We start from the raw sequence: 25,606 nt of genomic DNA on the forward strand, positions 1-25,606 counted from the left end.
AACTTCTAAAGACGGGTTGCCACCCTCCTATATAAACAAGTTAATACTTGTATATACTACATTGGGGTGCGTAATGGGATTCAAACCCATGATAACGGAGCCACAATCCGTTCCCTTGACCACTTGGGTATACACACCATACAAAAAAACCATTCTAAACGAATGGTGTTATATCTTTAATTTCTTTTAAAAAGCATTTTGCTTTTTCAAACAAGGAATTATTACATAAATAATCAATTCCTTTTGGTGTAATCTGACAGTTTTCTATATCCGAAATAATAACTTCATTACCAAATACTTTAGTAACGTTTACTCCTTCAATATATCTATCTTTTAACAGATGAACGATTATATAATTCCAGTATCTTTCATTTATCTTGAACAGAAAACCATCATTTTTTATAAAATCAGGATTTATATTTTCTCCATTTTTTAATTGCATATAAAGATAAGCCAATATTTTATATACAATTACATAATAATCATCTTTTGCCATTATTACTCTATTTATTGTCTAATACATTTTTTATAAAATTATCATCTAATCTTAAATTATATTTTTCAAATAAATAAATATACAAATTATACCATCCATATTCTCCTTCTTCATATTTACATGTGTAAGGATAAATTATTTTTTTCGTGAAAGGATCTTTAACCGGTTTAGAACACATAGGACCTTTTTCTGTCTGTTTTAAATGTTCTAGTATCTTTTCTTTATTTTCTATTGGATTGATCGTAATATACTTATCCGTATTTTCTCTGAATTCTTCTTCACTGATCCATTTGTTACAGTATAATATTGATTTCATATAAATCACCTCTTTGGAATAAACAATTTCCATTCACCATATGTTTTATTTCCTTTTCGCATATTCCTTTATCATCTTCTTGCTTTATCCACAAATCTTTTGTTGGCGCCAGAACATTTTTACCTGTTAAGTTTGCTATTCCCTGTGCAGCTGCTCCACTATTAGCACCAGTTCTGCATGAGCATAATCTTATGCTATCATTTTCAAATTTACCATATTTATTTAAAATTTCTGCAATCTCTCTTATTGTATAACTGATTTGTTTTCCATTTGCATCAATTACAGCAAAGCCAAATTCATCTCCATGTATGAAAACATCATCATATCCATCTAAAGGAACTACTTTTTTTGCCATATCATATATTCCAGATGGATCATGACTGTTAAACAAATTGTTTGTAGATAACTTAATATCTTTTTCTAATTTTATTTTATCATTTGTTAATTCATTTTCATACAATTTATCAATGTTTATTCTTTTTAATTTTTTATTATAATCATCTACTGTTTTACCTTTACTTATAATTACAGTAATTCGTTCTTTTTTCTCATATTCATTCTCTTCTAACCATGAATTATTGCTTTCCCAAATATTTTGTCTACCTTTTTCACAAAAATATTCAACAGTGCAATCACAATTATCATGTCTCTGATATACTTCATGCGGTTCTTGTCCATAAATATATACACCAGCTAATGATCTGCACCATTCACATGTTTCTGAATGTATTTTCCTTACAATCTTGGCAGCAATTCTAACAGATGCTCTATTAGCTGCATTCTGTTTGATATATTCATCAAAAATACTTCTTGTTGAATTTTCTATGGAACGTTTCATTACTTCATCGACTTGATTCCATAATTCATCCCTGTTTATTTTCATAACCTCATCTTGAAGCACCATTAATTTATTAATGATTGATTCAATCCTTTCCTGATTGAATTTTGTTCTTATGGGGCTTATTCCAATATTTTGTTTATAGTCTTGAATTAATTGAACAGTAATGACCAAATCATTGATTAGTTTATGGGCTTCCTTCACGATTGGAATAACTGTTCTTGATAAAACGTTCCAATATAGTTTTCCATCTGGCATCGTTTCTTTATTGATGTACTTTAACAAGCATTTCTCTGCATATCTTCCAATTCTTCCCAAAAGAAAAGAGACATCTTCAAATGATGACTCTGTGTTCTTTCCTTTTAATATTTCTTGCAACCCTCAAAAAAATTCACAATTTAAACATAAAAAAATTGGCTAATATTGGCCAATTATATACTATTGGTGGAGGTGAGGAAAGCAGGCATAAAACCATTTAATGAATTCTTTCCACTTATTTTCATCTATTTATGCCACTTTTTAACCTTTTTTTATACACTTATCATGAATTACCACTATATACGTTTGTCAAAAATTCGTCAGTTTAAGTATTGTTTTTAAATTAAAGTATATTTCGTTACTCGCCCGCTACCTATTTTCTGTAAATGTCCATTATCTACCAATTTATTCAATATTTCTAAAGACTTTGTTTTTCCAAATCCTGTTGCAATAGCTACACTTGAAGTAGACATGGGTGCATTCCTTAACAAATCCAAAATAATCCATTCATCTCCCTTGACCACTTGGGTATACACACCATACAAAAAAACCATTCTAAACGAATGGTGTTATATCTTTAATTTCTTTTAAAAATAAAGTATCATAATACTTCATTAATATTCAAATATCATTTTTTTTAAATATTGTTTTTTATAATAATTATACATGTCAATAATTTCCTTAGGTGTATCCTTCTTTAAATATGGTTTTCCATCTTGTTTATCAAAGTAAATCCATTCTATTAAAATATCTGACATTTCTACTTCTTCTCTGCTAACGATATTCATCATATTTTAATACCTCAATAATTAATTTAACTAATTTTTCATCATTTAATTGATTGTTATGTATCTTAATCATACCATATAATCATCTTTTTGCATTATTCATTCTAAATATCAGGATCTTCCCAACATGTTAATTTTTTTGATTCTTCATCTGCTTTTTTTATTTCTTTTTCAATTTTCTCTAAATCCCATTCAGGATGAGTGATAGGAATATCGATATAAAATCTTATTCTATTAATTCGCATTTTATTTCATACCCCTTTCTTTGCATTTCTTTATATGACAAAAAAATAAGAATCATCGTAATTATATCCATTATTTATATTCTTCAACGTATAAATCTAATTGATATGATTTAAAAAGTATTTTCCCAGATGAATACTTATATATTTTACCGTCATGTGTAATTATAATTCCAAAACTATAATTTCTTGCACCACAAGCAACAAAATCTGCTCATGATGGTGGCAAATTTGTTGGATGATTATGGATTCCAAATTTAATTTTTGATTTCTTTATAATATTTAATTCTTTTTCTGAAAATGAAGCAGATAATTTATTTTTTTCCTATTTTTTTATTAAATTTATTTTTTTGTTAAATACTATTGACATTGTCAACAGTCTGAAACCATTCTAAACGAATGGTGTTATATCTTTAGTTTCTTTTAAAAAGCATTTTGTTTTTTCAAACAAAGAATTATTACATAAATAATCAATTCCTTTTGGTGTAATCTGACAGTTTTCTATATCTGAAATAATAACTTCATTACCAAATGCTTTAGTAACGTTTACTCCTTCTATATATCCATCTTTTAACAGATGAACGATTATATAATTCCAGTATCTTTCATTTATCTTGAACAGAAAACCATCATTTTTTATAAAATCAGGATTTGTATTTTCTCCATTTTTTAATTGCATATAAAGATAAGCCAATATTTTATATATAATTACATAATAATCATCTTTTGCCATTATGTATTACTTATTAGCTTTTCTTATCATTTCTAAATCAGATGACTTACAATCATACAAAGGATAAGGTATTAATTCATTTTCATGATAATAACTACAGTCTTCAACTATCAAATTATCAGATTCTTCATCAACATCAATAACAGTGCCAATAACATTTAGCTTTTTTATCAATACTTTATCACACAATTCAAACTTCATAATTTAATCACTCCTATCTATTTTTAATATAAGCCGTAACAAACATCAATATTCCATTTGAATCTTTTTTCCATATAGTGCAAAAATCTCCTTTTTCGTAACTCCTAATTCCATAGTAATTATAATTTTATATACTCCTGAATCTTTAGATTTGTTTATATCAAATCCCATGGCAATATCGTTAAACAAAGAAGAATAATCATTTGGTTTGTATCCTACTCTTACGAAATCACGAAAATGATCAGAACTAGGTTTCAATAAATAATTTACTATTTTATTTGGATTTATTACAAAATTACTACTTTCTTTAATAATTTTGATATCTCTATTTGGAAATGAATCAAAATTTTTATCAATCTGTTGAATTAATTTGTTTCTTTGATTTTTGTTATTTAGATTATACTTTCCTTCAAAAAAATTATCATTAATTCTTTTATAATAAACTTTTTTGTCTATTCCTTCTGCCATTATAAAAGCTATTCTTTCTTTTTTCTTGTACTCATTCTCTTCTATGCAAACAGTATCACTTTCCCAAACATTTTGTCTACCTTTTTCACAATAATATTCAACAGTACAATCACAGTTATCATGTCTCTGATATACTTCATGCGGTTCTTGTCCATAAATATATACACCAGCTAATGATCTGCACCATTCACATGTTTCTGAATGTATTTTCCTAACAATCTTGGCAGTAATTCCAACAGATGCTCTATTAGCTGCATTCTGTTTGATATATTCATCAAAAATACTTCTTGTTGAATTTTCTATGGAACGTTTCATTACTTCATCGACTTGATCCCAAAATTCATCCCTGTTCATTTTCTATAACCTCATCTTGAAGCACCATTAATTTATTAATGATTGATTCAATCCTTTCCTGATTGAATTTTGTTCTTATGGGACTGATTCCAATATTTTGTTTATTATCTTGAATTAATTGAACAGTAATGGCCAAATCATTGATTAGTTTTGGGCTTCCTTCACGATTGGAATAACTGTTCTTGATAAAACGTTCCAATATAGTTTTCCATCTGGCATCGTTTCTTTATTGATGTACTTTAACAAGCATTTCTCTGCATATCTTCCAATTTTTCCTGAAAGAAAAGAGACATCTTCAAATGATGACTCTGTGTTCTTTCCTTTTAATATTTCTTGCAATCCTCAAAAAAATTCGCAATTTTTTCTGAATTTCTCATTTAAACATAAAAAAATTGGCTAATATTAGCCAATTATTTTCACTTGGTGGAGGTGAGGAGAGCGCGATTAAAGCACATAACTCTCGTAATTCCCTCTATTTTAAAGGATATTGACACCACCAACAGTGCCTAAAAAGTACTACATACGATTGAAACGGTATGGAGAATTAATCAAATGTTAGTCAAAAAAATTAAACTGAAACAAGCCTATAATAACCTGAACTCTTATGATAAAAATCATAATACTTTATTCTTTATATTTTTGTAGAAATGATATTTCCAGCCCATTTTATACATCCTATCACAATTCCAATTATCCATATGAATGATAAAACATACACCACTTTAAATTGTTGTGAAAACAATTCAAAATTTAAAAAATCCATTATTGGATTCATAATGACTGGTAAAGGAATTGTTTTTGTGAATGGAAATTCAACTGGAAAAATCATTCTTAAACAGATCACAATTGCCAGTATGAATAACAGATCGGCTCGAAATAAACGATAACTTTTCTTGTGTGTTAATATCATACTGAAAAATAGAATAAATAATAAAGAAACACACAAAGTAATAAATAAAGAAGAAATACTTATATTCATACTTTCTGATTCAATTCCTTTTTCTTTTGTTCAATTAATTTTTCCAGTTTTATAATAGATTCTAAGTCATCGTTATTTTGAATAAAATGAAGTGTTAGTTCTTCAAATGTTTCTTTCTTAATAAAAGAAGATATGTATTCAGATTCAGAAATACATGGACTGTATAAACGAGCAATTGATTTTTTATTTTTCCCAATTCCTGATACTTTAACATATCCAATGGATAATAAATGCTGAAGAACCTGTGAAACTGTATAAATACTTAATCCTTCTGTAGTTTGTGCTATTTCATTTGCTGACATCTCATGATTTTCTTTCCATAAAATATCCATAACCTGATTTTCTCTTTTTGTTAACTGTATATATTCCATTGTATTTTTCTCCTTAAAAATTGTAACAAAGAAAATATTTCTTTACAAGGTGATTTATTAACTCTTGTGATTTTTTACAATTGATATATAATGAAATTAAAGATAGCGTTATCTAAATTTAAGAAAGGAAATATGAGCAATAAAGATTTGAAACATATTATGATTGATAATAATAATTTCATGATATAAGAAGGAACAAAAGGAGTTTATCCTATCTCTGATATTGTGAAGATGCTCGTTATAAAGGAAAAACCGATCCTTTTAAACATCTGGTATTGGATGGTAAAGTTCAAATGGGCTGGTTAGATCTTCCAAAATTTTATTTTGGAATTCAATTTGAAATGAAAGATGGTTCTCATTTAGCTTTGTATATATCCGATCATCCGGTTCAGTTTGAACGTGGTTCTTATTTTGAAGAAAAACAGGAAGCACAACAAATTATAGACACAATAAAAAGAAGCATGTAATCTGGCTAAATAAGTTGAATATTTAAATAATATGCTAACTTATTGAAAAAAACGGCGTATGTGCATCATTTATTTGCTTAACATAGACAAATAATTATTTTGGTTGGAATTTCAGTTTTTTATCTATCCTCCACAGATTATGATATATACTAAATTCTTTACATCCATCATTTTCAGCCTTTATACTTATATATTTTGCTTATTCTTCATATTCACTCTTTTTTGCTTGGTATCCTCTTAGTTTCCGTGCCTTCTTTACCAGTCTGTCGATTTCTCAGATTTTTTCTATCAAGCTCTGCATCGTGTATCGGTACTCGATATTATTAAAAAAACTGTTTAGTTTCTAAGTAATTCAGCTAATTACGGATAATGTATTATGTTAAAATAATATTGAATACTGCATTTGAAACTCCATTTCTAATCTATATTAAAATTAATATTTAGGAGGTATATAATATGACTAAAAACAAATTTAAATGTGTAGAATTTGATGATAATAATAAGAAAATATCTATTTTAATTGGAAATCAATGTTCTATAGATTATGCTGACATAAAAAAAGTGTCTATACTAAATCAACAAGCTACTTTCAAAAATGAGAAAAAACCTTTTACACATCAAATTATGTATGGTACTGCTGTTCTATGTGCAATAATGGAGCCTCAATTTTATGTTGGTCTTAAATTTGAATTAAAAGACGGATCTGTAAAAGCTGCATTTATTTCAGATAGAAAAACTATTTTTAACACAGATATATATCGTGAAGATAATAAAGAAGCAAATAAGATTAAAAAAATGATTGACAAAAGGATAAATGAGGCTGTAACGAATAGCTGATTTTTGATTATCCTAGACCTTGTTAAACAAATTGTTTAAGTGATTTTTTAAATTTCTTAACAGCTTAAAACTATCTTAGAAAATATTCTAGGGGATTGACCGGGCCAAGTCTATCTCCTTTTCTTAAGGTCAGAATTTCTGTAAGTGTCAAAGAACTGTACACAAAAACAAAATGATGAAGATCTAAAATCACATACTCTTCATCATTTTTAATTCGTCAATACACGTTATTTGACGCTCACATACATATTCAATACGACAATTATATTACTATGATTGGCATATTTTTATTATTTTAGGATTATTTTCTTATTACAGTCCATTATTCTAAATTCTGAATATTGTATGGTTCTCCTTCAATAACTTCAACTATAATTTACAAGGAAAAGATTGTAGATTTGTTGCAACTTAGCTACTTAGCAGTTTCAATGCATCATATGAATAGTTCTTTGGAATACATAAAACAAGCCATTGAAATATATCAAAATGATTTATATCCAGATTTACTAGATGTTTCATATAAAAATGAAATTATAAATGAATTGTTGGGTATAAACGATGACTTGTTTGCATTTGCTGTTAAACCATTATTAGATATGTTAAATGGTGAGATGGATTCATTTGTTTTTGATTTAAATAAATATAAAGAAAAAATAGAGGAACAATTAAATTTCGCACGTAGTAATTTAGGAATTAATTAGAACCCATTTAATTTAATCAGTTGAAACCTCTCCTACGATAAATACTATTTTCAGGAATTATATTAAAAAGAATCCCTCCGGAAAACTCCTGATTCTTTGTGGTTTTAGAAGTCAAAAATGTTAGTCAAACAATAATTTATAAACCAAAAAAAGTGTCAATTTTCTTTAATATTAAGGAAAAACTGACACATTTATTTTTTATTGGTGGAGGTGAGGAGAATCGAACTCCTGTCTAAACAAAGTCCCACGAAACAACGTTTACAGCTTATTTCATCTTATAATTTGAATGCCTGGATGAACAGAAGGGAATCATTCAAATCAACCTGAATATTTCAGACTTCCTTGCGGTCAAAAGGTTATCCTAGCTTCTTTGCCATAACACACATTTAAGAATAAGAAAGCGAAATTCTTAAAAGGGGCTGCAAGTCTGTTTCGACGAATTAAGCAGCGAAAGCCATGTTTTGGTTAAATCCAAATACATTAGCTAATTTAGTTTTTGCGTTTAATTTAAGTTGGTTTTTACGTGTTCCTTCACGGCTGTAGTTGGATCCAAACATTTATCTATCGAATGCCTGAACACCCCCAGGATGCTCTATATTAACATACTAATATCGATTTTTCAATGCTTTTTGAATTTCTCTTTGTGCATCCTTAGTTTTCTGAGCTTCTCGCTTATCATGTAGATTTTTACCTTTAGCTAATGCAATTTCCATTTTAGCCAATCCATGATTTAAATACAATCGTACAGGGACAACTGTATATCCTTTAATACGAGTTGACTGATACAATTTACGAATTTCATTTTTATGAAGCAACAATTTACGATCTCTTACTTCATCATGATTAAAACGATTTCCAAATTCATAAGGAGAAATATGCATTCCTTTTATATAAGCTTCCCCATTTGAAAAACTGACAAAACTATCTTTTAATTGCACTTTTCCCTTACGAATGCTTTTTATTTCTGTACCCTTTAATTCTAAACCCGCTTCAAAGCAATCAAAAAGCTCATATTCATGTCTTGCTTTCTTATTCTCTGCAACGGTTTTCTGATTTGTCATTCCAACACTACCTCAATTCCTTCTGGATTTCCTACAACTTCCTGTACGTATTCTGCAACTGCTTCTTTTGTTGTTCCAACTGTCCCATGACTGGATCCCATTTCATCTGTATATTCATGAATGGTCGTTGTTTTAATATCTGTGAACTTGGCATTAAAATAAGTTACCGTTGGAATAAATTTCACATCTTTAAATGACACTTCTTTTGTATCAAAATCATAATTTAATGTGAAACTAGCCATTCCACCTATCATTCCAGCTACTGTATCCTGTGCACTTAAAAAGTTACCCAAAGAATAATAAATTAAAGTATCCTGTTTTTCTCCATGATAAATTTCACATGGTTCAATAACATGTGGATGTGTTCCAATAATGACATCCACTCCACATTCATTTAATACTTTTGCATAATAAGCCTGTTCGTCAGTTACCGATGTTACATATTCTGTTCCCCAATGCATCGCAACAATTTGAACATCACTGATTTTGTTTAATTTTTCCATATCGGATCGTATTAAATCTTCATCAATGACATCAATCAACCATGGCATATCTTCTGGAATGGAATATCCATTTAATCCATAGGTATAACCTAATAATCCTACTTTAATTCCATTTAAATCAATAACTTTATAGTTGTCTCGATCTTCCTGACTTGTATGCGTTCCTGTATAAACCATCTCTGGATAGGTTTTATCCAGGTAATTCATTTCTTCCAGTAAACCAGTGGCTCCAGTATCCATCGAATGATTGGAACTAGTAGATAACCAGTCATAACCTGAATGTGCAACCGCATCTAATATTTCTCTAGGTGCATTAAATACAGGATAGGAGGACAATCCATATTCTTCCCCATTACATATAACTTCCTGATTCAAATAAGCAAAGTCAGCCTGTTGTACATATGGATTCGTCAATTCATAAATATCGTCAAAATTATAGCCATTCTGTTCCAGCATTTGCCAATAGTATATTGCTCCATGAATCAGATTATCGCCCATTCCTACAAAAGAAAAAGATGAACTTCCTTTCGTTTCTTTTTCTTTCTTTTCCACTTTCTGCAGTACTTTCGGCTGTTCTTTTTCCGTAATATCTTTATTCATGACTCGAATGCCAATTAAAGACAAACAACAAACCAAAACGATTGTTAATAAACAACATGTACTAATCAGAACCACATGAAATCCATTTACTTTTCTTCTTTTTTTCTTCATATAAACCTCTTTGAATCTATTCTATCATAAAAAAAGAAGGATGAAAAAATTCATCCTGTTATTCTCCAATTTTTTTATCGATATCTGCAACTTCTGCTTCTAATTTCTGAATAAATTCTTCTTTATCCGCAATTTGCTGTTCAATAGCTCGAGTCTGTTCTTCACTAATCAATCCTAACGTATCCTGCTGAAGACGAGCAATCTGCCGTTTCTGATTTTCAATTTGTGATTTCTTATAATCACGAGTGTCGATCATTCTCTTTTTCCAGTCCTGATGTTTCTGTTCATTAAATTTTGTTAAACCATCAAAATATTCATCATTAATAGAACGGAATTCTTTCCAGATCGTATTTTCTTTTTCTTTGCCACAAGAACCAATCTTTTTCCATTCAGCTGACAATTCTTTCATTGTCTCTGTATTTTCTTTTGTGAATTCATTTGTTGCGACAATTTGTTTTGCCTGATTCACTAAAGCCATTTTCTGTTCATAACTGATTTCCTGTTTTTTATGCAATTCTTCATAGAAAACGCTTCTACGATCATAGAATACCTGACGAGCTGCATTAAAGTCATTCCATAATGCATTTTCATATTCTTTACCGGCATTTCCAGCTGCTTTCCATTGATCCATTAAATCATTTAATTTCTGGCTTGTCTTTTTCCATTGTTCAGAATTTTGAAGTTCTTTTGCCTGGTTAATTAAAGTTTCTTTAATTTGACGAGCCTGTTCAAATTTTTTATTCATTTCTTCCCAGTTTTTGCGTTTACGATCATAGAATACCTGACGAGCTTCATTGAATTGTTTCCATAACTCATCATCTTTATCTCCCGCATTACCAGCTTTTTTCCATTCATCCATTAGTTCGTTTAATTTTTGGGTTGTTTTATTCCATTCTTCGGACAAAGATAAATCTTTTGCCTGCTGAATCAGATTCGTTTTAATTTCCTGAGATTTTTTAAATACTTCATTTCTCATTTCATAAACAACGTCCAGAGCTTTTTCAAAACGTTCTTTCAAATCTTCTTCCTGCAAAGATTCATAGAATGGAATTTTACGCCATCTTTTCTTCAATTGATTTGCTTTACGATTGGCTTCATTCCAATTCGTCTCGTCCTTAAGACTTTCAGCTTCTTCAATCAATTTTTCTTTTTCATTGATGTCTGCACCTAAGTCTTGTTCTTCAAACATTTCGTCATTATAATCTACTGCCATAATTTCCTCCAACCACAATATAGAATACAATATATAGATATATTTTAACCTTTTTTAATTTAATTGTCATTTCTTTTTTTATAAATTTATGTGCTTAATTTGTATACATTTGAATACAGATTATGAACATTACACTTGATTAATCTATAAAAGGTTGTATAATATAAGTCACGTGAAGAAAGGATTTAGGTGAAATTATGTCAAGAGTATACAACTTCAGTGCCGGACCTGCTGTACTACCAGAAAGCGTATTAAAACAAGCAGCAGATGAAATGTTAGATTATAAAGGATGTGGAATGTCGGTAATGGAGATGTCGCATCGATCCAAAATGTTTCAGGAAATTATAGATCAGGCAGAACAAGATTTAAGAGACCTGTTAAATATTCCATCCAATTATAAAGTATTGTTTTTACAGGGAGGTGCTTCTCAGCAGTTCTCAGCGGTTCCATTAAACTTATCTAAAAATGGTGTTGCGGATTATATCATTACAGGACAATGGGCTAAAAAAGCTTATCAGGAAGCCAAACGCTATATTAAAGCCAATGTGATTGCTTCCAGTGAAGATAAAACTTTCTCTTACATTCCGGATTGTTCGGATTTAAACGTTTCAGAAGATGCTGATTATGTATATGTTTGTTACAACAATACAATTTATGGAACAAAATTTCCGGAAATTCCAAATACAAAAGGTAAAATATTGGTAGCGGATATGTCCAGCTGTATTTTATCTGAACCAGTTAATGTTTCTGACTTTGGTGTAATTTATTTTGGAGTTCAAAAAAATGTTGGACCTGCTGGTGTGGTTGTTGCCATCATTCGTGAAGATCTGATTCGTGATGATGTTATGGAATGCACTCCAACCATGTTAAAATGGAAAACGCAAGCTGATGCCAATTCCTTATATAATACTCCACCATGTTATGGAATTTATATTTGTGGTTTAGTCTTTAAATGGTTAAAAGAACAAGGTGGCTTAACAGCTATGAAAGAAATCAATGAAAAGAAAGCTAAAATTCTATATGATTTCTTAGATGAATCGAAATTATTTAAAGGAACGGTAGAAAAAGAGTCTCGTTCTTTAATGAATGTACCTTTTATTACAGGGGATAAAGATTTAGATGCTCAATTTATTAAAGAAGCAAAAGAAGCAGGTTTTGAAAATCTGAAAGGACATCGTTCTGTTGGTGGTATGCGTGCCAGCATTTACAACGCGATGCCTGTTGAAGGGGTTGAAAAACTTGTTCAATTCATGAAAGAATTTGAAGAGAGGAATTTATAATGTATAACATAAAATTATATAATAATATTGCTAAGGAAGGTTTAAATCAATTCAATGCGAATTATAATGTTTCTGAAGATGTACAATCTTGTGATGGAATTTTAGTTCGTAGTGCAAATTTATTTGATATTGAATACAATCCAGAATTAAAAGCCATCTGTAGAGCAGGAGCCGGTGTTAATAACATTGATATCAATACTTGTACCGAAAAAGGAATTGCTGTATTTAATACACCGGGTGCCAATAGTAATGCCGTAAAAGAATTGGTTTTTGCCGGTTTACTTTTAGCAAGTCGTGACATTTATCATGGTATGGAATGGGTAAAAAAAGAATCCGATAATCCGGATTTATCTAAACTTGTAGAAAAACAGAAAAAACGTTTTGCGGGAAATGAACTGGTTGGAAAATCATTGGGTGTCATTGGGTGTGGTGCCATTGGGGTTCAAGTTGCTAATCTGGCTTTACGTTTTGGTATGGAAGTTCATGGATACGATCCTTATATGTCTATTGATGCTGCCTGGAACTTATCTCGTTATGTTCATCATGAAACAAGCATTGAAGATATTTACCGTAAATGTGATTTTATTACACTACACATTCCAATGAATGATTCAACAAAAAATACCATTAATAAAGAATCCATTGCCCAGATGAAAGATGGAGTTAAAATCTTAAATTTTGCCCGTGGTGGTCTTGTCAATGACGACGATATGAAAGAAGCTTTAGATTCCAGAAAAGTTGCTTTCTATGTTACTGATTTCCCAACAAACAAACTGGCCTCTCATCCATTTGTAGCTGCAATCCCTCATTTAGGAGCTTCTACAGAAGAAAGTGAAATCAACTGTGCAGTAAAAGCATGTCAGGAAATGAAAGATTATCTGGAGAATGGAAATATCACAAATTCCGTGAATTTACCAAATGCATCTATGGAATTCAGTGCTCCTTATCGTATTTGTGTCATTCATAAAAATGTTCCAAAAATGATTAGCCAAATCACAAACTGTTTTGTAGACAATTCTAACATTGAAAACTTATTAAATAAATCTAAGTCTAACATTGCCTATACAATGTTAGACTTAGATTCAGAAGTATCACAAGATACATTGGATGCGATTTCGAAAATTGATGGCGTAACTCGTGTTCTTTGTTACAAACAATGATAGATGGTCACACTCACTTAGAAAATGGTCCCTTAACAAAAGAATACGTCCATCAATTCATTGATGCAGCCTTTGAAAAAGGAATTGACCATCTCTGTATTCTAGATCACACACATCGATTCTTTGAATTTAAAGAGCTCTATGACCAAGTCTGTGCTTTCGATGTTCGTCAAAAAAAATGGGTAGAATCCAAACAAAAAAATTCAATTCACGAATATTATTCTTTAATAAAGGAAATCAAAAAAGAAAGACTTCCAATCAAAGTATCCTTTGGATTGGAAGTCTGTTTTAGTCCAAATCACATTGACTTTCTCAAGGAAAAACTCAATGAATTTCCTTATGACTTCTTAGTTGGAGCCATTCATTCCATAGACGGCGCCATATACGATTTACATGAACTATCGAAAGAACTATTATGGACAAAGAATGACGTAGACATGATTTATAGACAATATTTTGATTGTTTAATTCAAGCCATTGATTCTAAGTTATTTACCCAAATTGCCCATCCCGATGTGATTAAGATGTATGAAATCTATCCTTCATATGATTTGACAAATACTTATATAGAAATCGCAAAACATGCTTCTAAAGCTAATGTTGCTTTAGAAGATAATACTGGAGCTAGTTATCGATATCATCATCCAGAAATTGGTTTACATCCAGTTTTTCGCAATATTTTAAAAGAACACAATGTCAAAATTATTACTTGTTCCGATGCACATTATCCAAAAGATGTCGCAAAAAATTTTGATCAACTATAAAAGAAGCCTACAACGTAAGCTTCTTTTTCTTATTATAATTTAAAAAATGAAAACACCTATAATCAATAATACAATAATGATTCCACCTATAATTTGAACTTTAGATTTTTCAATCCAAGATTGGTGAATGTCATTTAATTGTTTATTATCTTTATTTAATTGTTCTACTTTTTTTCTTTGTTCCTCGTTCATAATCTAAATCCTTTCTTTAAAATATCATTTTTAATCAGCTTATTTATGTCCCCATTGGTTTTCACCTCATTTATATGTCTTTCTTCAAATGTATTGTATCATAAATATTAAAACATAATATTGTTAATTAAAATATAATAACAGTTCTTCTATAAGATAAGCTTTATATAGTACAATTTTTAACAAATCAATTAACATACAATTAAGCAAGAATTTAAAGCACAATTAGTATAATCCACTAATTGAGCTTAAAAGTACATACCCTTTAAACAGAATTAAATTATATCTTTATTTTTACTTATTAAAATAAAGATCCTATGAACAATAATACATTATTAATATCTGTTATGATTTGACTTTTTATATTTTAATCTATGATTGACGAATGCAATTTTTACTTTTTGATATCCCTTTGAAAAACTAATTATTTTTTATCATTCAGGATCGAATTCTTTTATTCGAGAATTTGAATATTATATGGTTCTCCTTCTTCAACATCAACTAATACTAAAAATTCATCTTTTTCAAGTGAATATGGAGTTCCTGCATCGCTTGTTCTGTACGTAAGAGTGTAGTCCACGTTATCAACATAAACTCCCATTACATTTCGAGTTAACGTCATGACATAAGTAGCAGTTGTTCCAGAATAAGTTTTACTCTTTTGTCTTGTAGTTAAAGTACATGTTACACCACCACTAGCGACAGGATTAACAGTATAGCTATGTCCTGAAAATGATAAATCTGATATTGCTGTTATATTATTCGAATTGTTATAAGTTAATCCTGCTGTAGCATTTACTGAATAAGTTATCGTGTAAGTAGACCAATATTGTGTACTTTTTACATTTTTTGTAATAAGTTTTCTTCCTGCAGCTGCTTGTGCTGGTACTATACTCATACACATCATAGCCAACATAGTAACCAAAACATAAAATATTTTTTTAAAATTTATTGAATAATTCATAATATTTCCTGGTATATTACAAATAACCCATCTAACAATTATTTGTAATATACTTTTTCCTTTCTAAAATTTTTTGATTATGCTTAATTAATATTTCTTTTATTGTTCACATTGACATCATTCCTTTTCTTTTTGATTCATAACATTGAATTGTTGTCAGTGAAACAACTAAAATCATGTTAGAATTTATTGTTATAGTTTTTTTCGCAATATCGGTACAAAAAAATATATTTCTCTATAACTAATCTTCCATTTAATTGATAACGTTATCTTTAAATTAATTATAGCAATTATTGTTATTTTATACAATATCAATTTTATTTAATTGATTATGAGAAACATTGTTATACAAATAACAGATATACGTTTTAAAACTTTTATATATAGATGAATATTACGGATGGGCTTGCCCATCCGTTATATTCATGCTGGATATATTCATTTGTACTCAATTCTTCTATCAAGCCTCTGTTGATTTCACGGTCAGGTTTATAATTAATATCCTGTAGATTGGCATTCGAATCATAAAAGCGTGCATTCTTGATATATCGTTCAACAGTATGATTTATACGTGAATCATATTCTTTGATGACTATGGATTCAAACCTTTCTTCAAAAGTCATATTTTGTGTATCCGTATTTTCTGACTGATCTTTATATTCTTCAGCCATGATAGGCAATCTCATTTCTCTTAGTTTTTCATATAATTCTTGATTCATTACTTTTTACCCCCATAATATTCAGCTCCACGAGTGAATGCGTATGTAGTATCTTCTTTATTTATCATACGTTCAGTTTCGCGTTTTACTTCATCTTGACCTGATTCTAGAATCAACTTAATATTCTTATAGGTAGGATTAGATAAGCGAGAAAGCGCCAACTTACATGCATTTTCTAATCTTGCCTGCGAATATTTATCGGACAGTTTCAAAATAGACAAACATCCCTTGTAGGCTTGTTCTTCTACTTTGTAACGACTAAACATAAGAGTGATTAGTTCAACAGTGGAAGGACCTATTGTTGCAGCCCAATTCATAAAGCGTTCTTTATTCCACTGGAACAATTGGTGGTTCTTTGGCATATGCGCCTCATTGGTAGAATACTGATTGCGATGACCATATAAGCGTTTATGTTGGCAGATCTGATTCTTTTTATAATAAACAGTGACTGTATCTTTTGTCAGTTTTACTTCCACTCGTTTTCCAACATATTCATAAGGAATTGAATAATTCATTTTTTCTACTTGAATATGATAATTTAGCTGGACTGTTGCCATTTTCCATTCACTCAATTCAAATGGATGTTCTGGCAATGGATTCATATACTCTTTTTCTTCATTCATATAAACAGATTTTCTAGAACCTTCACGCTTTTGGAATTCTTCATTATTTAATTTGTTCATTTCAATATAGATGACTTTATTCAATGATTCAAAAGTAAAGAATGTTCGATTACGTAAAATACCAATTATCGTTGTAGCCATACTGAATACAGATCCTTCTGCAGCTCCTTTATCTTTTGGCATTTTAACGCGTGCAGGAATAACAGCCATTCCATAATAGTCTGCCATTTCCTGGTAAGATTTATTCAAAACAGGATCCTCATACTTCTTGTGTTCAGTAACACCGGTTTTAAGATTATCTGGAACAAGAATGCGTGAGACACCACCAAAATATTCAAATGCGTGAATATGACAATTAATCCAATTCTTAGAATCCATCCGAGGACAAGCCTCTACATAACAGTACATGCTGAATGGAAGCACGGCTACAAACATATAAGCAGTAACATCCTGGTTCAATGAGCGATCATGAACCTTCATTGTCTTACCATCCCAGTCAACCATTATCTTATCCCCAGGCTTATGCGTGATATGCATTGTAAGCTTGTTCTTTTTTACATAGCTTGAGTAGTTGCTGCAAAATGCACTGTACTTTAGATATACCTTATGCGTACTTTTACATTGATCCACATATTCTTTCCAAAGCATTTTCAAACTGACTCCAACCTTCAAAAGCTCCTTATGCACATATGCATAGTCAGGCTGTTCATAAGAAACATCTATTCCATTTGATGGGAAAAGAAGTTCATTAATTTGGGATTCGCTTAAATTGTAAGCAGTGTTCCAATAGACACCTGCAGCATCTGCTGCATCAAATACATCACGAACCGTATTTCGTGACACTTTCAGCATTCTAGCGATTTCACGCTGAGAATGATTCTCAAACCTAAGTTCAAGAATTCGTTTTAAATCTCGCATAAAAAAAACACCTCCAATTCGCAAGATCTGTAGAACTTAATATTCTACAAATACATCTTACAACTGAAGGTGTATAAACGGCTCTGATTAATGGATTGGGTGGCTCTAAATAATGGAATAGGTGGCTCTCAGTGCTGGACGGTGTGGCTCTGAATGCGTGGAATACTCACATAGATATCTTCAATCGTTGATGATATGTCTCTCTGAGACATGCCTCTAGCATACATAGCTAGTACTTTATCTTCGATTTCTGAGACATCTTTCTGTCTTTTAGGAACTACCACGGGTTCAAAAGTTCCATCTCTATCTCTGGGTACATCAATTTTAACTTCACCCCTTGTTGTCTTTATTGTTTTGGATCCATAACCGTTTCTTCTGTTCGAATCTTTCTTTGGTCCTTTGTCATTTGAATCGTAACCAAGGTGATTATCCATTTCACCTTTTAACATTGCTTCAAACATCGGTCCAAAAATATCCTTGAGTGCATCATTCATGTCTTCAACTGACTTAGGTTTATAAGTATCAATAATAGCCTGGGCAAGTGCCACAGCCTTAGGGTCTCTTTTTTGTCTTGCCATTTCATTCATTTCCTTTTTTCTCCTATATCATAGCATAGATAATAATAAAAACCGTGAAGTTGATCCGTACGCTCTCAACTTACACGGTTTATATTACACTCTCAAAAAAGTCCTGATTTCAATTTCAGGACATACTCTTTTCTTATTTTTATTTAAAAACAAAACTAATTTCCTATTTGAATCCATTCTGTTTCCCAACGTTTCTTTGTCGCATTCCAAAGTCGTTTGTATGTTTTTCCATTTTCTGTTTTATAAATCCATTCATAAACATCTGCTCTTGGTTCAACTTCATTAACTATCGAAATATTTTCTTGAGCATAAATAGGAAATCTGTTTAACAATGTTAAAGTACATATAAATAAAGATAAAATAATTCTTTTCATAGTTTTCCTCCTCTCCCGCATTATATGCGAGTATAAATATTTTATTAGTGTAACTACTATCCTCTTCAACTATTTGTGATACCATTTTATTGAGAGTTGGCATACTATAGAACTTGTGTAGTAGAATAGACAAAAATGCTTATTTAGTTGATATTATACCACTATTCTTCAAAAATAAATAAGCAGGCCCTTGAACATGGACATTTATTATTTAAACAAAAGATGACGATATTGGAATGACTGTTAATGCAATTTTTCTTTTTTAGAATAGAACTTTTTATAACTCAAAAAAAATGTACTTCCTTAATAGCATAACTAAAATTGAAATCAGAAATAATTGACTTTCAATCTTATTATTCTTCAATAATTGGAACATCTTTAAAAGCCAGATCCTCTTTTGGGTCTATTTTACCTAACTCAAGTATTTTATCATCAATATGCATTGTATAAGTCCCATCTTTGTGATAAACAAGAAATCCTCTTTCAAAATCGGAAGCATAAAAGTAATCTTCTCCTTCAACTGGAGGTTTAAAGTATGGTTCAAATACAACCCCATAACTTAATAATGGTAAGAAAACAATCAATGCAATCAATAATACATTGGACCTTTTTCCATAATGTCGATTAAACAGATATTTAACTCTAAATAGAAGTGTATACGAATTGTCTTCAATATAAAATTTTGATGAAATCATTAAATTATTAAATATTGAAGATTGTTGATTTGAAATTGACTTTTGTATCTTTGTCAGTGTTTTAGCATAATCTGCCACTTCTAATTTAGACAATGTTTTTATTGCATGTTTATCTGCTCTCATTTCTAAAACCAAATGAATTTTATTACAAAGCAAATATACGGGTGGAAACCACCAGTATAGTATCAAAAGTATATTTGTTATGAGTTTTATCCAATTGTCATGGTGCTTCAAATGATTTAATTCATGGAAAAGAACAAAGTCTAATTCTTTTGATTGTAAGTTCATTTTTGGAAGTAAAATGATTTTCTTAAAACCTAAAATCATTGGACATGGAATCTCGTTATCGATCCATACTGGATAATTAATTTTTTCTTCAATTGTTAAAAAATCCGATAATTTTTTCTTTTCTGCTGTTTGTTTTAATATATTAAATATGTTGGATATTTTTTTAAATTGAATTATAAACCGGATTGTTTGAATTATACTTCCGATTATCCAAATAAAAATTAATAAATAAAGTACTGTAAAATTATTTACCAATTTATATGTATAAAAATCAAAAATCGGATTCATCAAAGTTGGAAATAAAATTGTGATTGTAAATGGCCATTCGAATGGCAGAAATAATCTTAATATAATTATTAAAGACAATACAATTAGTAAATCCACTCGAAATAAAAAAATTAATTTGTTATTAAATAATATTAAATAAAATAATAGAATAAGCACAGTTGAAACAATAAGAGTAATAAATAAAGAAGATACGGAAAAAATCATATTTTCTATCCTTTTATAGAGGATATTTGTTTTTTTATTAATTCCTCTAATGCTTCCAATTCTTTTTCATTTGTACTAGTTTCAATAAAATTAGATGCCAATTCAAATGTACTTTTTTCTCCAAATAAAAACTTCATATATTCTGCTTTTGTTATATTTGGTGTATAAAAACGTGCGAGTACAGTACCAGAATAATTGATTTGATCAATTCTGATATACTCCATTTTTAATAGTCTTTGAAGCACTTGTTGAACCGTATAAATACTTAAATCAGGATTTATTTCTGTTATTTGATGAGCGGTTAAAGCTTCTTCATTATGCCAAAGAATTGACATTATCTGATTTTCTTTTTTTGTTAATAACTTTAGTTCCATAAATATTCTTCCTTTCTATTAATATTATACCGTAAACATTTAATAACATAAACATTCTTTTTTTATTTTAATTGCTAATTTTAACACAATCAAAATTAAAGTTAAGATAGTATATTTTAAGAAAGAATCAAAAAACGAATTCATAAATATATAGTGGTCTGTAACGGTTGAAATATCAAATTAATTATACAGTCAAAAAAAGGCCGAAATTTTGAACTGAACAAACTCCCGACCTTTTTGATATAATATTGCGAAAAAATATTTAATGAACTATAACGCATTTTAGCCATCATTTCAATTCCCTTTGAGTTTTGTCTATAAATATTCTATCGCTTATAGTTTTTCACTTTCCCAAAGAATCGGCATGATTTCATTTTTTTTCGTTAATAATGTTAATTCTATTTGTTTTATGTCCTCCTTTAATAATTAAAATATTTATTTGTATAGATTTACTTTAAATTTTAAAAAAACTTATGAGTGAATCCATGAGTTTTTATGCCTTCTTTTCTTTATTTACTAAATACAATGCCAATACTATAAAAAACAATGCCGATAAACTTTGAATAGATATTGCTTGTTTAAATTCTTGTAATAAAACAGCTGAAATAAATACACCAAATATTGGTGTTAAACAACCATAGATTCCAATTTTACTTACAGGATTATGAGCTAATAATAGTCCCCATAATGTATATGCGACTGCAGAAATGATTCCTAAATACAATAAGACAAAGTATATTTTTATTCCTTCAAATTGTAAAGAAGCTCCCATACAAAGTGAAACTAAAATTAAAGCCATTCCTCCTGTTAAAAATTGATAACCACTTAATAAAACAGAATCATGTTTTTTCGAAAACAAGTGAATAAAACAAGCAGATAATGAGTAACATATTTGAGATATTAGAACCAAACCGTCTCCACCCCATGATATATTCACTTCATTTGAAATATTCATACAGACAATGCCTAATAATCCTATACAACATCCAATTAATTTACTCTTTGTGAGTTTTTCGTTTTTAAATAAATATACCGAAAATAATAAAGTAATTAAAGCACCTGTTCCAGTGATAATTGCAGCATTTACACCTGTTGTTTTGGATAAACCCAGGTAATAGAACATATATTGTCCAAAGGTTTGAAATAGAGCTAATACAATGATTGGTTTTATATCTGTTTTTTGAGGAATTAATGGTTTTCTTTTTAAAATGGATTGTATAAAGATGACTAGAATTCCAGCTAATGTGAATCGTAATCCAGCAAATAAAATAATATTTGAAATTTGTGTGGCATCAATATTTAATAATTCATATCCAATTTTTATAAAAGAAGGAGCACATCCCCATAAAAAGGTCGCAATAACAGCTAAAATAAATACATTTAATGGTTTTGAATAATTCATACTATCCCTCATTTTTTTCTTCTAATTCCATCCATCGCATTGTAAATTCTTCTAATTCCTGTTCCAGTAGATCTCTTTTCAATGATAAAGAATGAATGGTTTCATAATCCGAAACAAAATTCATTTCATTATTCAAATTCTGAATTTTCTGCTCCAGTTCTGGTATTTTTTCATTGATTTGGGCTAATTCCTTTTTTTCCATATAGGATAATCGGATTGTTTTCGTTTTCCATTCTTTTTTTTCATTTCTGGTATATCCTTTTTCTTTTTTTAATTGACTGATGGTATCACTGTATCCTCCCATATATGGATGTATAGTTTTATTTTCATAAACAAACACTTTTTCACAGACACGATCTAAAAAATAACGATCGTGGCTTACTACAATTACGATCCCATTAAAGGTATCCAGATAATCTTCTAATATTTCTAAAGTGACAATATCCAGATCATTTGTAGGTTCATCCAGTAGTAAGACATTCACTTCTTCCATAAGTATTTTACACAAATAAAGTCTTTTTCTTTCTCCACCTGATAATCGATCTATGGTTGTATATTGCATCTTTTTATCAAATAAGAATTTTTCAAGCAACTGACTGGCAGTTATCTTATTTTTACCATCTTGTACCACTTTACTTGTATCTTCAATATAATCAATCACTCTCAAATTTGAAACATCACTTAAATCTTTCTGTTTAAAATAACCAATGGATACAGTTTCCCCATACGATATAGTACCATTTGAAGGTTTTAGTTCGCCTGCTATCAGATTCAATAATGTTGATTTTCCACAACCATTTTTACCAATGATCCCAACGCGATCGTTTCTTAAGAAATTATAAGAAAAATCCTCAAATAGAATTTCATTGTATCCAAAAGAAACGTGATCTAATTCAATGGTTTTTTTTCCTAATCTTTTTGTATTACCTGTAATCGATAAAGCTTTTTCCTGTGTTTTAAAACGCTGTTGACGCAATTGTTCAAACGCATTAAGTCGTGCCTGAGATTTTGTCGAACGAGCCTGGCATCCTGCGCGAACCCATGCCAGTTCTTTTCGATACAGATTTTTATGTTTTTGAATGGCTTTTGTTTCTATTTCAATACGACTTTCTTTATTTTCCAGATACGTTTCAAAATTTCCTTTATGAATATAAAAATCTCCCTGATCTAATTCAAATATTTTCGTACAAATACGATTCAGAAAATAACGATCATGAGTTACCATCACAATGGAATTTTTCGATTTCATCAAATAATTTTCTAGCCAATCTATCATTTCATTATCTAAATGATTGGTTGGCTCATCCAAAAGAAGAAGATCACACTCTACAATTAAAGCACATGCAATGGATAATTTTCTTTGTTGCCCACCTGACATTTCATTTATATTCTGATTGAAATCTAAAATACCCAGTTTTGTTAAGACTGATTTAATTTCAAAATCTTCTTTTGGATGTGTATTCTGCTGATTGATATAAGATATTTCAGAATAAACGGTTTCTTTTATAAAATGAGGAATTTGGGGCAGATAATAAATCTTAATTCCATTCTTCTTTATAACTTCTCCCTGATCATAAGGTTCTAAGTCACTAATCATTTTAAGAAATGTGCTTTTTCCTGTTCCATTCACTCCTACTAAAGCAATTTTTTCATTTTCTTCAATTGAAAAAGAAGCCTCTTTAACGATCCATTTTTCATTTATTTTCTTCTTTAGATGACTAACTGAAATTAACATATCAAATCTCCTTAAAGAAAAAGTGAAGTAGATTTCTACTTCACAAATTCAACGATTGCCATTGGAGCAGCATCTCCACGACGAATGCGTGTTTTTACCACTCTTGTGTATCCACCATTGCGATCTGCATAAGATGGTGCAATTTCATTAAATAATTTCTGAACAGCTGTTGTTCCTTCTTCATCTACTTCTACATTTCTTACATAGGCAAGTACTTGTCTTCTTGCATGTAAATCATTTCTTTTTGCTAAAGTAATTAATTTATCCACAACACTGCTTAGTTCTTTTGCTTTCATTTCTGTTGTTTCAATTTGTCCGTTTTCAATCAATGATGTAGCCATATTTCTCAATAAAGCTTTTCTATGATCTGCTTTACGTCCTAATCTGCGATAGCTCATACGGTCCTCCTATTTTATTCATTCCCAGGTTTAAATGATAACCCAAGTGAATGTAATTTTTCTTTTACTTCATTTAATGATTTTTTACCTAAATTACGAACATGAATCATTTCTTCTTCTGTTTTCTCTGTCAATTCTTCAACAGTAGTTATACCTGCACGTTTCAGACAATTATAAGATCTTACAGACAATTCCAATTCTTCAATCATTTTCTGAGATACAGAATTTACTGGTTCTCCAATAACTTCTTCTTCCTGATTTTCAGCCTCTTCCAAAGATTCTTCATTGATTTCTGTTAAAATATGAATATGATCTCTTAAAATCTTACTTGCGATTGATAAAGTTTCAGAAGGAAGCAATGTACCATTTGTTTCAATTTCCATCGTTAAGATATCATAAGTATCATTTACCGCAATATGTGGTTCAACACGGTAACTAACTCTTTTTACTGGTGAATATAAGGAATCAATATAAATGATACCTAGAGGTTGTCCTTCATTCTGATAGAATGCCTTATTTGTATCGGAACGAACAAATCCTCTTCCCAGCTTTGCCAGTAATTCCATATCTAATACACCATCTTGGGCCAATGTACAAATTTCCAATTCAGGATTTAATACATCCACTCCTGCAGGACATTCAATGTCTCCTGCTTTTACAACACAAGGACCCTGCTTATTTATACGTAACGTATATATATCATTATCGGAAATATCAATTTTCAGAATTAACTGTTTTAACTTTAAAATAATCGCTGCTACATCTTCTGTAACTCCGTTCATTCCAGTAAATTCATGATAAACGCCGTCAATACGAATAGAATAAACCGCTCCTCCTGGAACAGATGATAAAAGTACTCTTCGTAATGCATTTCCTAATGTGGTTCCAAAACGATAATCAATGGGTTCAAATACAAATTTTCCTAATGTATTTGATTCTTCTAATGTCTTGATATTAAAATTTACGTTCATCAGGGATCCTCCTTATCCATTTTATCCACGAGGTCGTTTTGGTGGACGACATCCATTATGTGGAATTGGTGTCACATCATTGATCATTGTGATATCCAATCCTGCTACCTGTAAGGCTCTTACAGCTGCTTCT

32 protein-coding genes, 1 tRNA gene, 1 other RNA gene and 1 pseudogene are annotated in these 25,606 nt (G+C 29.9%); 7 read left to right on the forward strand and 28 right to left on the reverse strand.

The window, feature by feature from the left end; genetic code table 11:
- Window positions 1-62: 62 nt before the first annotated feature.
- The 10 genes from FYJ50_RS07650 to FYJ50_RS07695 form a co-directional block, all read right to left on the reverse strand.
- Window positions 63-137: transfer RNA gene (locus tag FYJ50_RS07650), tRNA-His, on the reverse strand.
- Between the two features lie 17 nt (window positions 138-154).
- Window positions 155-496 carry a YjcQ family protein gene (locus FYJ50_RS07655; protein WP_154460714.1) on the reverse strand — a complete coding sequence of 114 codons (342 nt, stop codon included), beginning with the start codon at window positions 494-496 and terminating at the stop codon, window positions 155-157.
- A gap of 7 nt (window positions 497-503) precedes the next feature.
- Entirely contained in the window at window positions 504-812 is a 309-nt protein-coding gene (locus tag FYJ50_RS07660; protein ID WP_154460716.1) for a hypothetical protein, read from the reverse strand.
- Complete coding sequence (locus FYJ50_RS07665; RefSeq protein WP_205946477.1) at window positions 790-2,028, reverse strand: hypothetical protein; 1,239 nt, start codon at window positions 2,026-2,028, stop codon at window positions 790-792. The genes FYJ50_RS07660 and FYJ50_RS07665 overlap by 23 nt, the downstream gene beginning before the upstream one ends.
- A 494-nt stretch (window positions 2,029-2,522) precedes the next feature.
- Entirely contained in the window at window positions 2,523-2,699 is a 177-nt protein-coding gene (locus FYJ50_RS07670; RefSeq protein ID WP_154460720.1) for a hypothetical protein, read from the reverse strand.
- Window positions 2,700-2,800: 101 nt separating this feature from the next.
- Window positions 2,801-2,941 carry a hypothetical protein gene (locus tag FYJ50_RS07675; protein WP_154460722.1) on the reverse strand — a complete coding sequence of 47 codons (141 nt, stop codon included), beginning with the start codon at window positions 2,939-2,941 and terminating at the stop codon, window positions 2,801-2,803.
- A gap of 388 nt (window positions 2,942-3,329) precedes the next feature.
- On the reverse strand, window positions 3,330-3,671 hold the full coding sequence (locus FYJ50_RS07680) for a YjcQ family protein (protein WP_154460724.1): 342 nt from the start codon (window positions 3,669-3,671) through the stop codon (window positions 3,330-3,332).
- 6 nt (window positions 3,672-3,677) lie between these two features.
- Window positions 3,678-3,872: a hypothetical protein gene (locus FYJ50_RS07685; RefSeq protein ID WP_154460726.1), complete on the reverse strand. Its 195-nt coding sequence runs from the start codon at window positions 3,870-3,872 to the stop codon at window positions 3,678-3,680.
- A gap of 45 nt (window positions 3,873-3,917) precedes the next feature.
- Complete coding sequence (locus tag FYJ50_RS07690) at window positions 3,918-4,694, reverse strand: hypothetical protein (RefSeq protein WP_154460728.1); 777 nt, start codon at window positions 4,692-4,694, stop codon at window positions 3,918-3,920.
- Complete coding sequence (locus FYJ50_RS07695; RefSeq protein ID WP_154460730.1) at window positions 4,681-4,893, reverse strand: hypothetical protein; 213 nt, start codon at window positions 4,891-4,893, stop codon at window positions 4,681-4,683. The genes FYJ50_RS07690 and FYJ50_RS07695 overlap by 14 nt, the downstream gene beginning before the upstream one ends.
- A gap of 499 nt (window positions 4,894-5,392) precedes the next feature.
- On the opposite strand from FYJ50_RS07695, the gene FYJ50_RS07700 reads away from it, so the two are divergent.
- Window positions 5,393-5,581, forward strand: coding sequence for a hypothetical protein (locus FYJ50_RS07700; RefSeq protein WP_154460732.1), 189 nt, complete (start codon window positions 5,393-5,395; stop codon window positions 5,579-5,581).
- Window positions 5,582-5,669: 88 nt separating this feature from the next.
- Here FYJ50_RS07700 and FYJ50_RS07705 read toward each other — a convergent pair whose 3' ends face one another.
- The gene (locus FYJ50_RS07705; protein WP_154459659.1) at window positions 5,670-6,044 is read right to left on the reverse strand and encodes a BlaI/MecI/CopY family transcriptional regulator; all 375 of its coding nucleotides are present in this window, start codon (window positions 6,042-6,044) and stop codon (window positions 5,670-5,672) included.
- 293 nt (window positions 6,045-6,337) lie between these two features.
- On the opposite strand from FYJ50_RS07705, the gene FYJ50_RS07710 reads away from it, so the two are divergent.
- From FYJ50_RS07710 to FYJ50_RS07720, 3 genes are all read left to right on the forward strand, one after another.
- The gene (locus FYJ50_RS07710) at window positions 6,338-6,511 is read left to right on the forward strand and encodes a hypothetical protein (RefSeq protein WP_154460733.1); all 174 of its coding nucleotides are present in this window, start codon (window positions 6,338-6,340) and stop codon (window positions 6,509-6,511) included.
- A gap of 456 nt (window positions 6,512-6,967) precedes the next feature.
- Complete coding sequence (locus FYJ50_RS07715; RefSeq protein WP_154460734.1) at window positions 6,968-7,348, forward strand: hypothetical protein; 381 nt, start codon at window positions 6,968-6,970, stop codon at window positions 7,346-7,348.
- A 437-nt stretch (window positions 7,349-7,785) separates the two neighbouring features.
- Complete coding sequence (locus FYJ50_RS07720; RefSeq protein WP_154460735.1) at window positions 7,786-8,049, forward strand: hypothetical protein; 264 nt, start codon at window positions 7,786-7,788, stop codon at window positions 8,047-8,049.
- Window positions 8,050-8,251: 202 nt separating this feature from the next.
- Here the strand turns inward: FYJ50_RS07720 and ssrA are convergent.
- The 4 genes from ssrA to FYJ50_RS07740 form a co-directional block, all read right to left on the reverse strand.
- Window positions 8,252-8,633: a transfer-messenger RNA gene (gene ssrA, locus FYJ50_RS07725) on the reverse strand.
- A 21-nt stretch (window positions 8,634-8,654) separates the two neighbouring features.
- On the reverse strand, window positions 8,655-9,110 hold the full coding sequence (gene smpB, locus FYJ50_RS07730) for an SsrA-binding protein SmpB (protein WP_154460736.1): 456 nt from the start codon (window positions 9,108-9,110) through the stop codon (window positions 8,655-8,657).
- Window positions 9,107-10,324 (reverse strand): CapA family protein, encoded by a 1,218-nt coding sequence (locus FYJ50_RS07735; RefSeq protein ID WP_154460737.1) that lies wholly within the window; start codon window positions 10,322-10,324, stop codon window positions 9,107-9,109. Before FYJ50_RS07735 ends, smpB begins: the two co-directional genes overlap by 4 nt.
- Before the next feature lie 58 nt (window positions 10,325-10,382).
- The gene (locus tag FYJ50_RS07740; protein ID WP_154460738.1) at window positions 10,383-11,537 is read right to left on the reverse strand and encodes a DUF349 domain-containing protein; all 1,155 of its coding nucleotides are present in this window, start codon (window positions 11,535-11,537) and stop codon (window positions 10,383-10,385) included.
- A 197-nt stretch (window positions 11,538-11,734) separates the two neighbouring features.
- Between FYJ50_RS07740 and serC the strand changes: the two genes are divergently transcribed.
- The 3 genes from serC to FYJ50_RS07755 are packed head-to-tail and all read left to right on the forward strand — an operon-like array spanning window position 11,735 to window position 14,741.
- Window positions 11,735-12,817, forward strand: a complete 1,083-nt coding sequence (gene serC / locus FYJ50_RS07745; protein WP_154460739.1) for a 3-phosphoserine/phosphohydroxythreonine transaminase — start codon at window positions 11,735-11,737, stop codon at window positions 12,815-12,817.
- A complete protein-coding gene (locus FYJ50_RS07750; protein WP_154460740.1) occupies window positions 12,817-13,977 on the forward strand; it encodes a phosphoglycerate dehydrogenase in 1,161 nt (386 codons plus the stop codon). The genes serC and FYJ50_RS07750 overlap by 1 nt, the downstream gene beginning before the upstream one ends.
- Window positions 13,974-14,741, forward strand: coding sequence for a PHP domain-containing protein (locus FYJ50_RS07755; RefSeq protein WP_154460766.1), 768 nt, complete (start codon window positions 13,974-13,976; stop codon window positions 14,739-14,741). Before FYJ50_RS07750 ends, FYJ50_RS07755 begins: the two co-directional genes overlap by 4 nt.
- A 39-nt stretch (window positions 14,742-14,780) precedes the next feature.
- Here the strand turns inward: FYJ50_RS07755 and FYJ50_RS07760 are convergent, their stop codons facing one another.
- The 13 genes and pseudogenes from FYJ50_RS07760 to rpsK form a co-directional block, all read right to left on the reverse strand.
- On the reverse strand, window positions 14,781-14,933 hold the full coding sequence (locus FYJ50_RS07760; RefSeq protein WP_154460742.1) for a hypothetical protein: 153 nt from the start codon (window positions 14,931-14,933) through the stop codon (window positions 14,781-14,783).
- A gap of 454 nt (window positions 14,934-15,387) precedes the next feature.
- On the reverse strand, window positions 15,388-15,897 hold the full coding sequence (locus FYJ50_RS07765; RefSeq protein WP_154460744.1) for a hypothetical protein: 510 nt from the start codon (window positions 15,895-15,897) through the stop codon (window positions 15,388-15,390).
- A gap of 377 nt (window positions 15,898-16,274) precedes the next feature.
- Window positions 16,275-16,616, reverse strand: a complete 342-nt coding sequence (locus FYJ50_RS07770) for an ATP-binding protein (RefSeq protein ID WP_154460746.1) — start codon at window positions 16,614-16,616, stop codon at window positions 16,275-16,277.
- Window positions 16,616-18,157: an IS21 family transposase gene (gene istA, locus FYJ50_RS07775; RefSeq protein WP_154460748.1), complete on the reverse strand. Its 1,542-nt coding sequence runs from the start codon at window positions 18,155-18,157 to the stop codon at window positions 16,616-16,618. The genes FYJ50_RS07770 and istA overlap by 1 nt, the downstream gene beginning before the upstream one ends.
- 170 nt (window positions 18,158-18,327) lie before the next feature.
- Window positions 18,328-18,735: pseudogene (locus FYJ50_RS07780) on the reverse strand (transposase); the annotation flags it as partial.
- A 164-nt stretch (window positions 18,736-18,899) separates the two neighbouring features.
- Window positions 18,900-19,118: a hypothetical protein gene (locus FYJ50_RS07785; protein ID WP_154460750.1), complete on the reverse strand. Its 219-nt coding sequence runs from the start codon at window positions 19,116-19,118 to the stop codon at window positions 18,900-18,902.
- A gap of 353 nt (window positions 19,119-19,471) precedes the next feature.
- Complete coding sequence (locus FYJ50_RS07790; RefSeq protein ID WP_205946478.1) at window positions 19,472-20,356, reverse strand: M56 family metallopeptidase; 885 nt, start codon at window positions 20,354-20,356, stop codon at window positions 19,472-19,474.
- A 242-nt stretch (window positions 20,357-20,598) separates the two neighbouring features.
- On the reverse strand, window positions 20,599-20,967 hold the full coding sequence (locus FYJ50_RS07795; protein ID WP_154460754.1) for a BlaI/MecI/CopY family transcriptional regulator: 369 nt from the start codon (window positions 20,965-20,967) through the stop codon (window positions 20,599-20,601).
- Between the two features lie 493 nt (window positions 20,968-21,460).
- The gene (locus tag FYJ50_RS07800) at window positions 21,461-22,369 is read right to left on the reverse strand and encodes a DMT family transporter (RefSeq protein WP_235900947.1); all 909 of its coding nucleotides are present in this window, start codon (window positions 22,367-22,369) and stop codon (window positions 21,461-21,463) included.
- A gap of 1 nt (window position 22,370) precedes the next feature.
- Window positions 22,371-24,104 carry an ABC-F family ATP-binding cassette domain-containing protein gene (locus tag FYJ50_RS07805; protein WP_154460758.1) on the reverse strand — a complete coding sequence of 578 codons (1,734 nt, stop codon included), beginning with the start codon at window positions 24,102-24,104 and terminating at the stop codon, window positions 22,371-22,373.
- A 35-nt stretch (window positions 24,105-24,139) separates the two neighbouring features.
- Window positions 24,140-24,502: a 50S ribosomal protein L17 gene (gene rplQ, locus FYJ50_RS07810; RefSeq protein WP_154460760.1), complete on the reverse strand. Its 363-nt coding sequence runs from the start codon at window positions 24,500-24,502 to the stop codon at window positions 24,140-24,142.
- Window positions 24,503-24,516: 14 nt separating this feature from the next.
- Entirely contained in the window at window positions 24,517-25,473 is a 957-nt protein-coding gene (locus FYJ50_RS07815; protein WP_154460762.1) for a DNA-directed RNA polymerase subunit alpha, read from the reverse strand.
- Window positions 25,474-25,494: 21 nt separating this feature from the next.
- Window positions 25,495-25,606 (reverse strand): 30S ribosomal protein S11 (gene rpsK / locus FYJ50_RS07820; protein ID WP_154460764.1); only part of this gene is annotated, 112 nt, incomplete at its 5' end.

Source organism: Floccifex porci (assembly GCF_009696175.1).
In the GTDB taxonomy this organism is placed as follows: Bacteria; Bacillota_I; Bacilli_A; order Erysipelotrichales; family Erysipelotrichaceae; genus Floccifex; species Floccifex porci.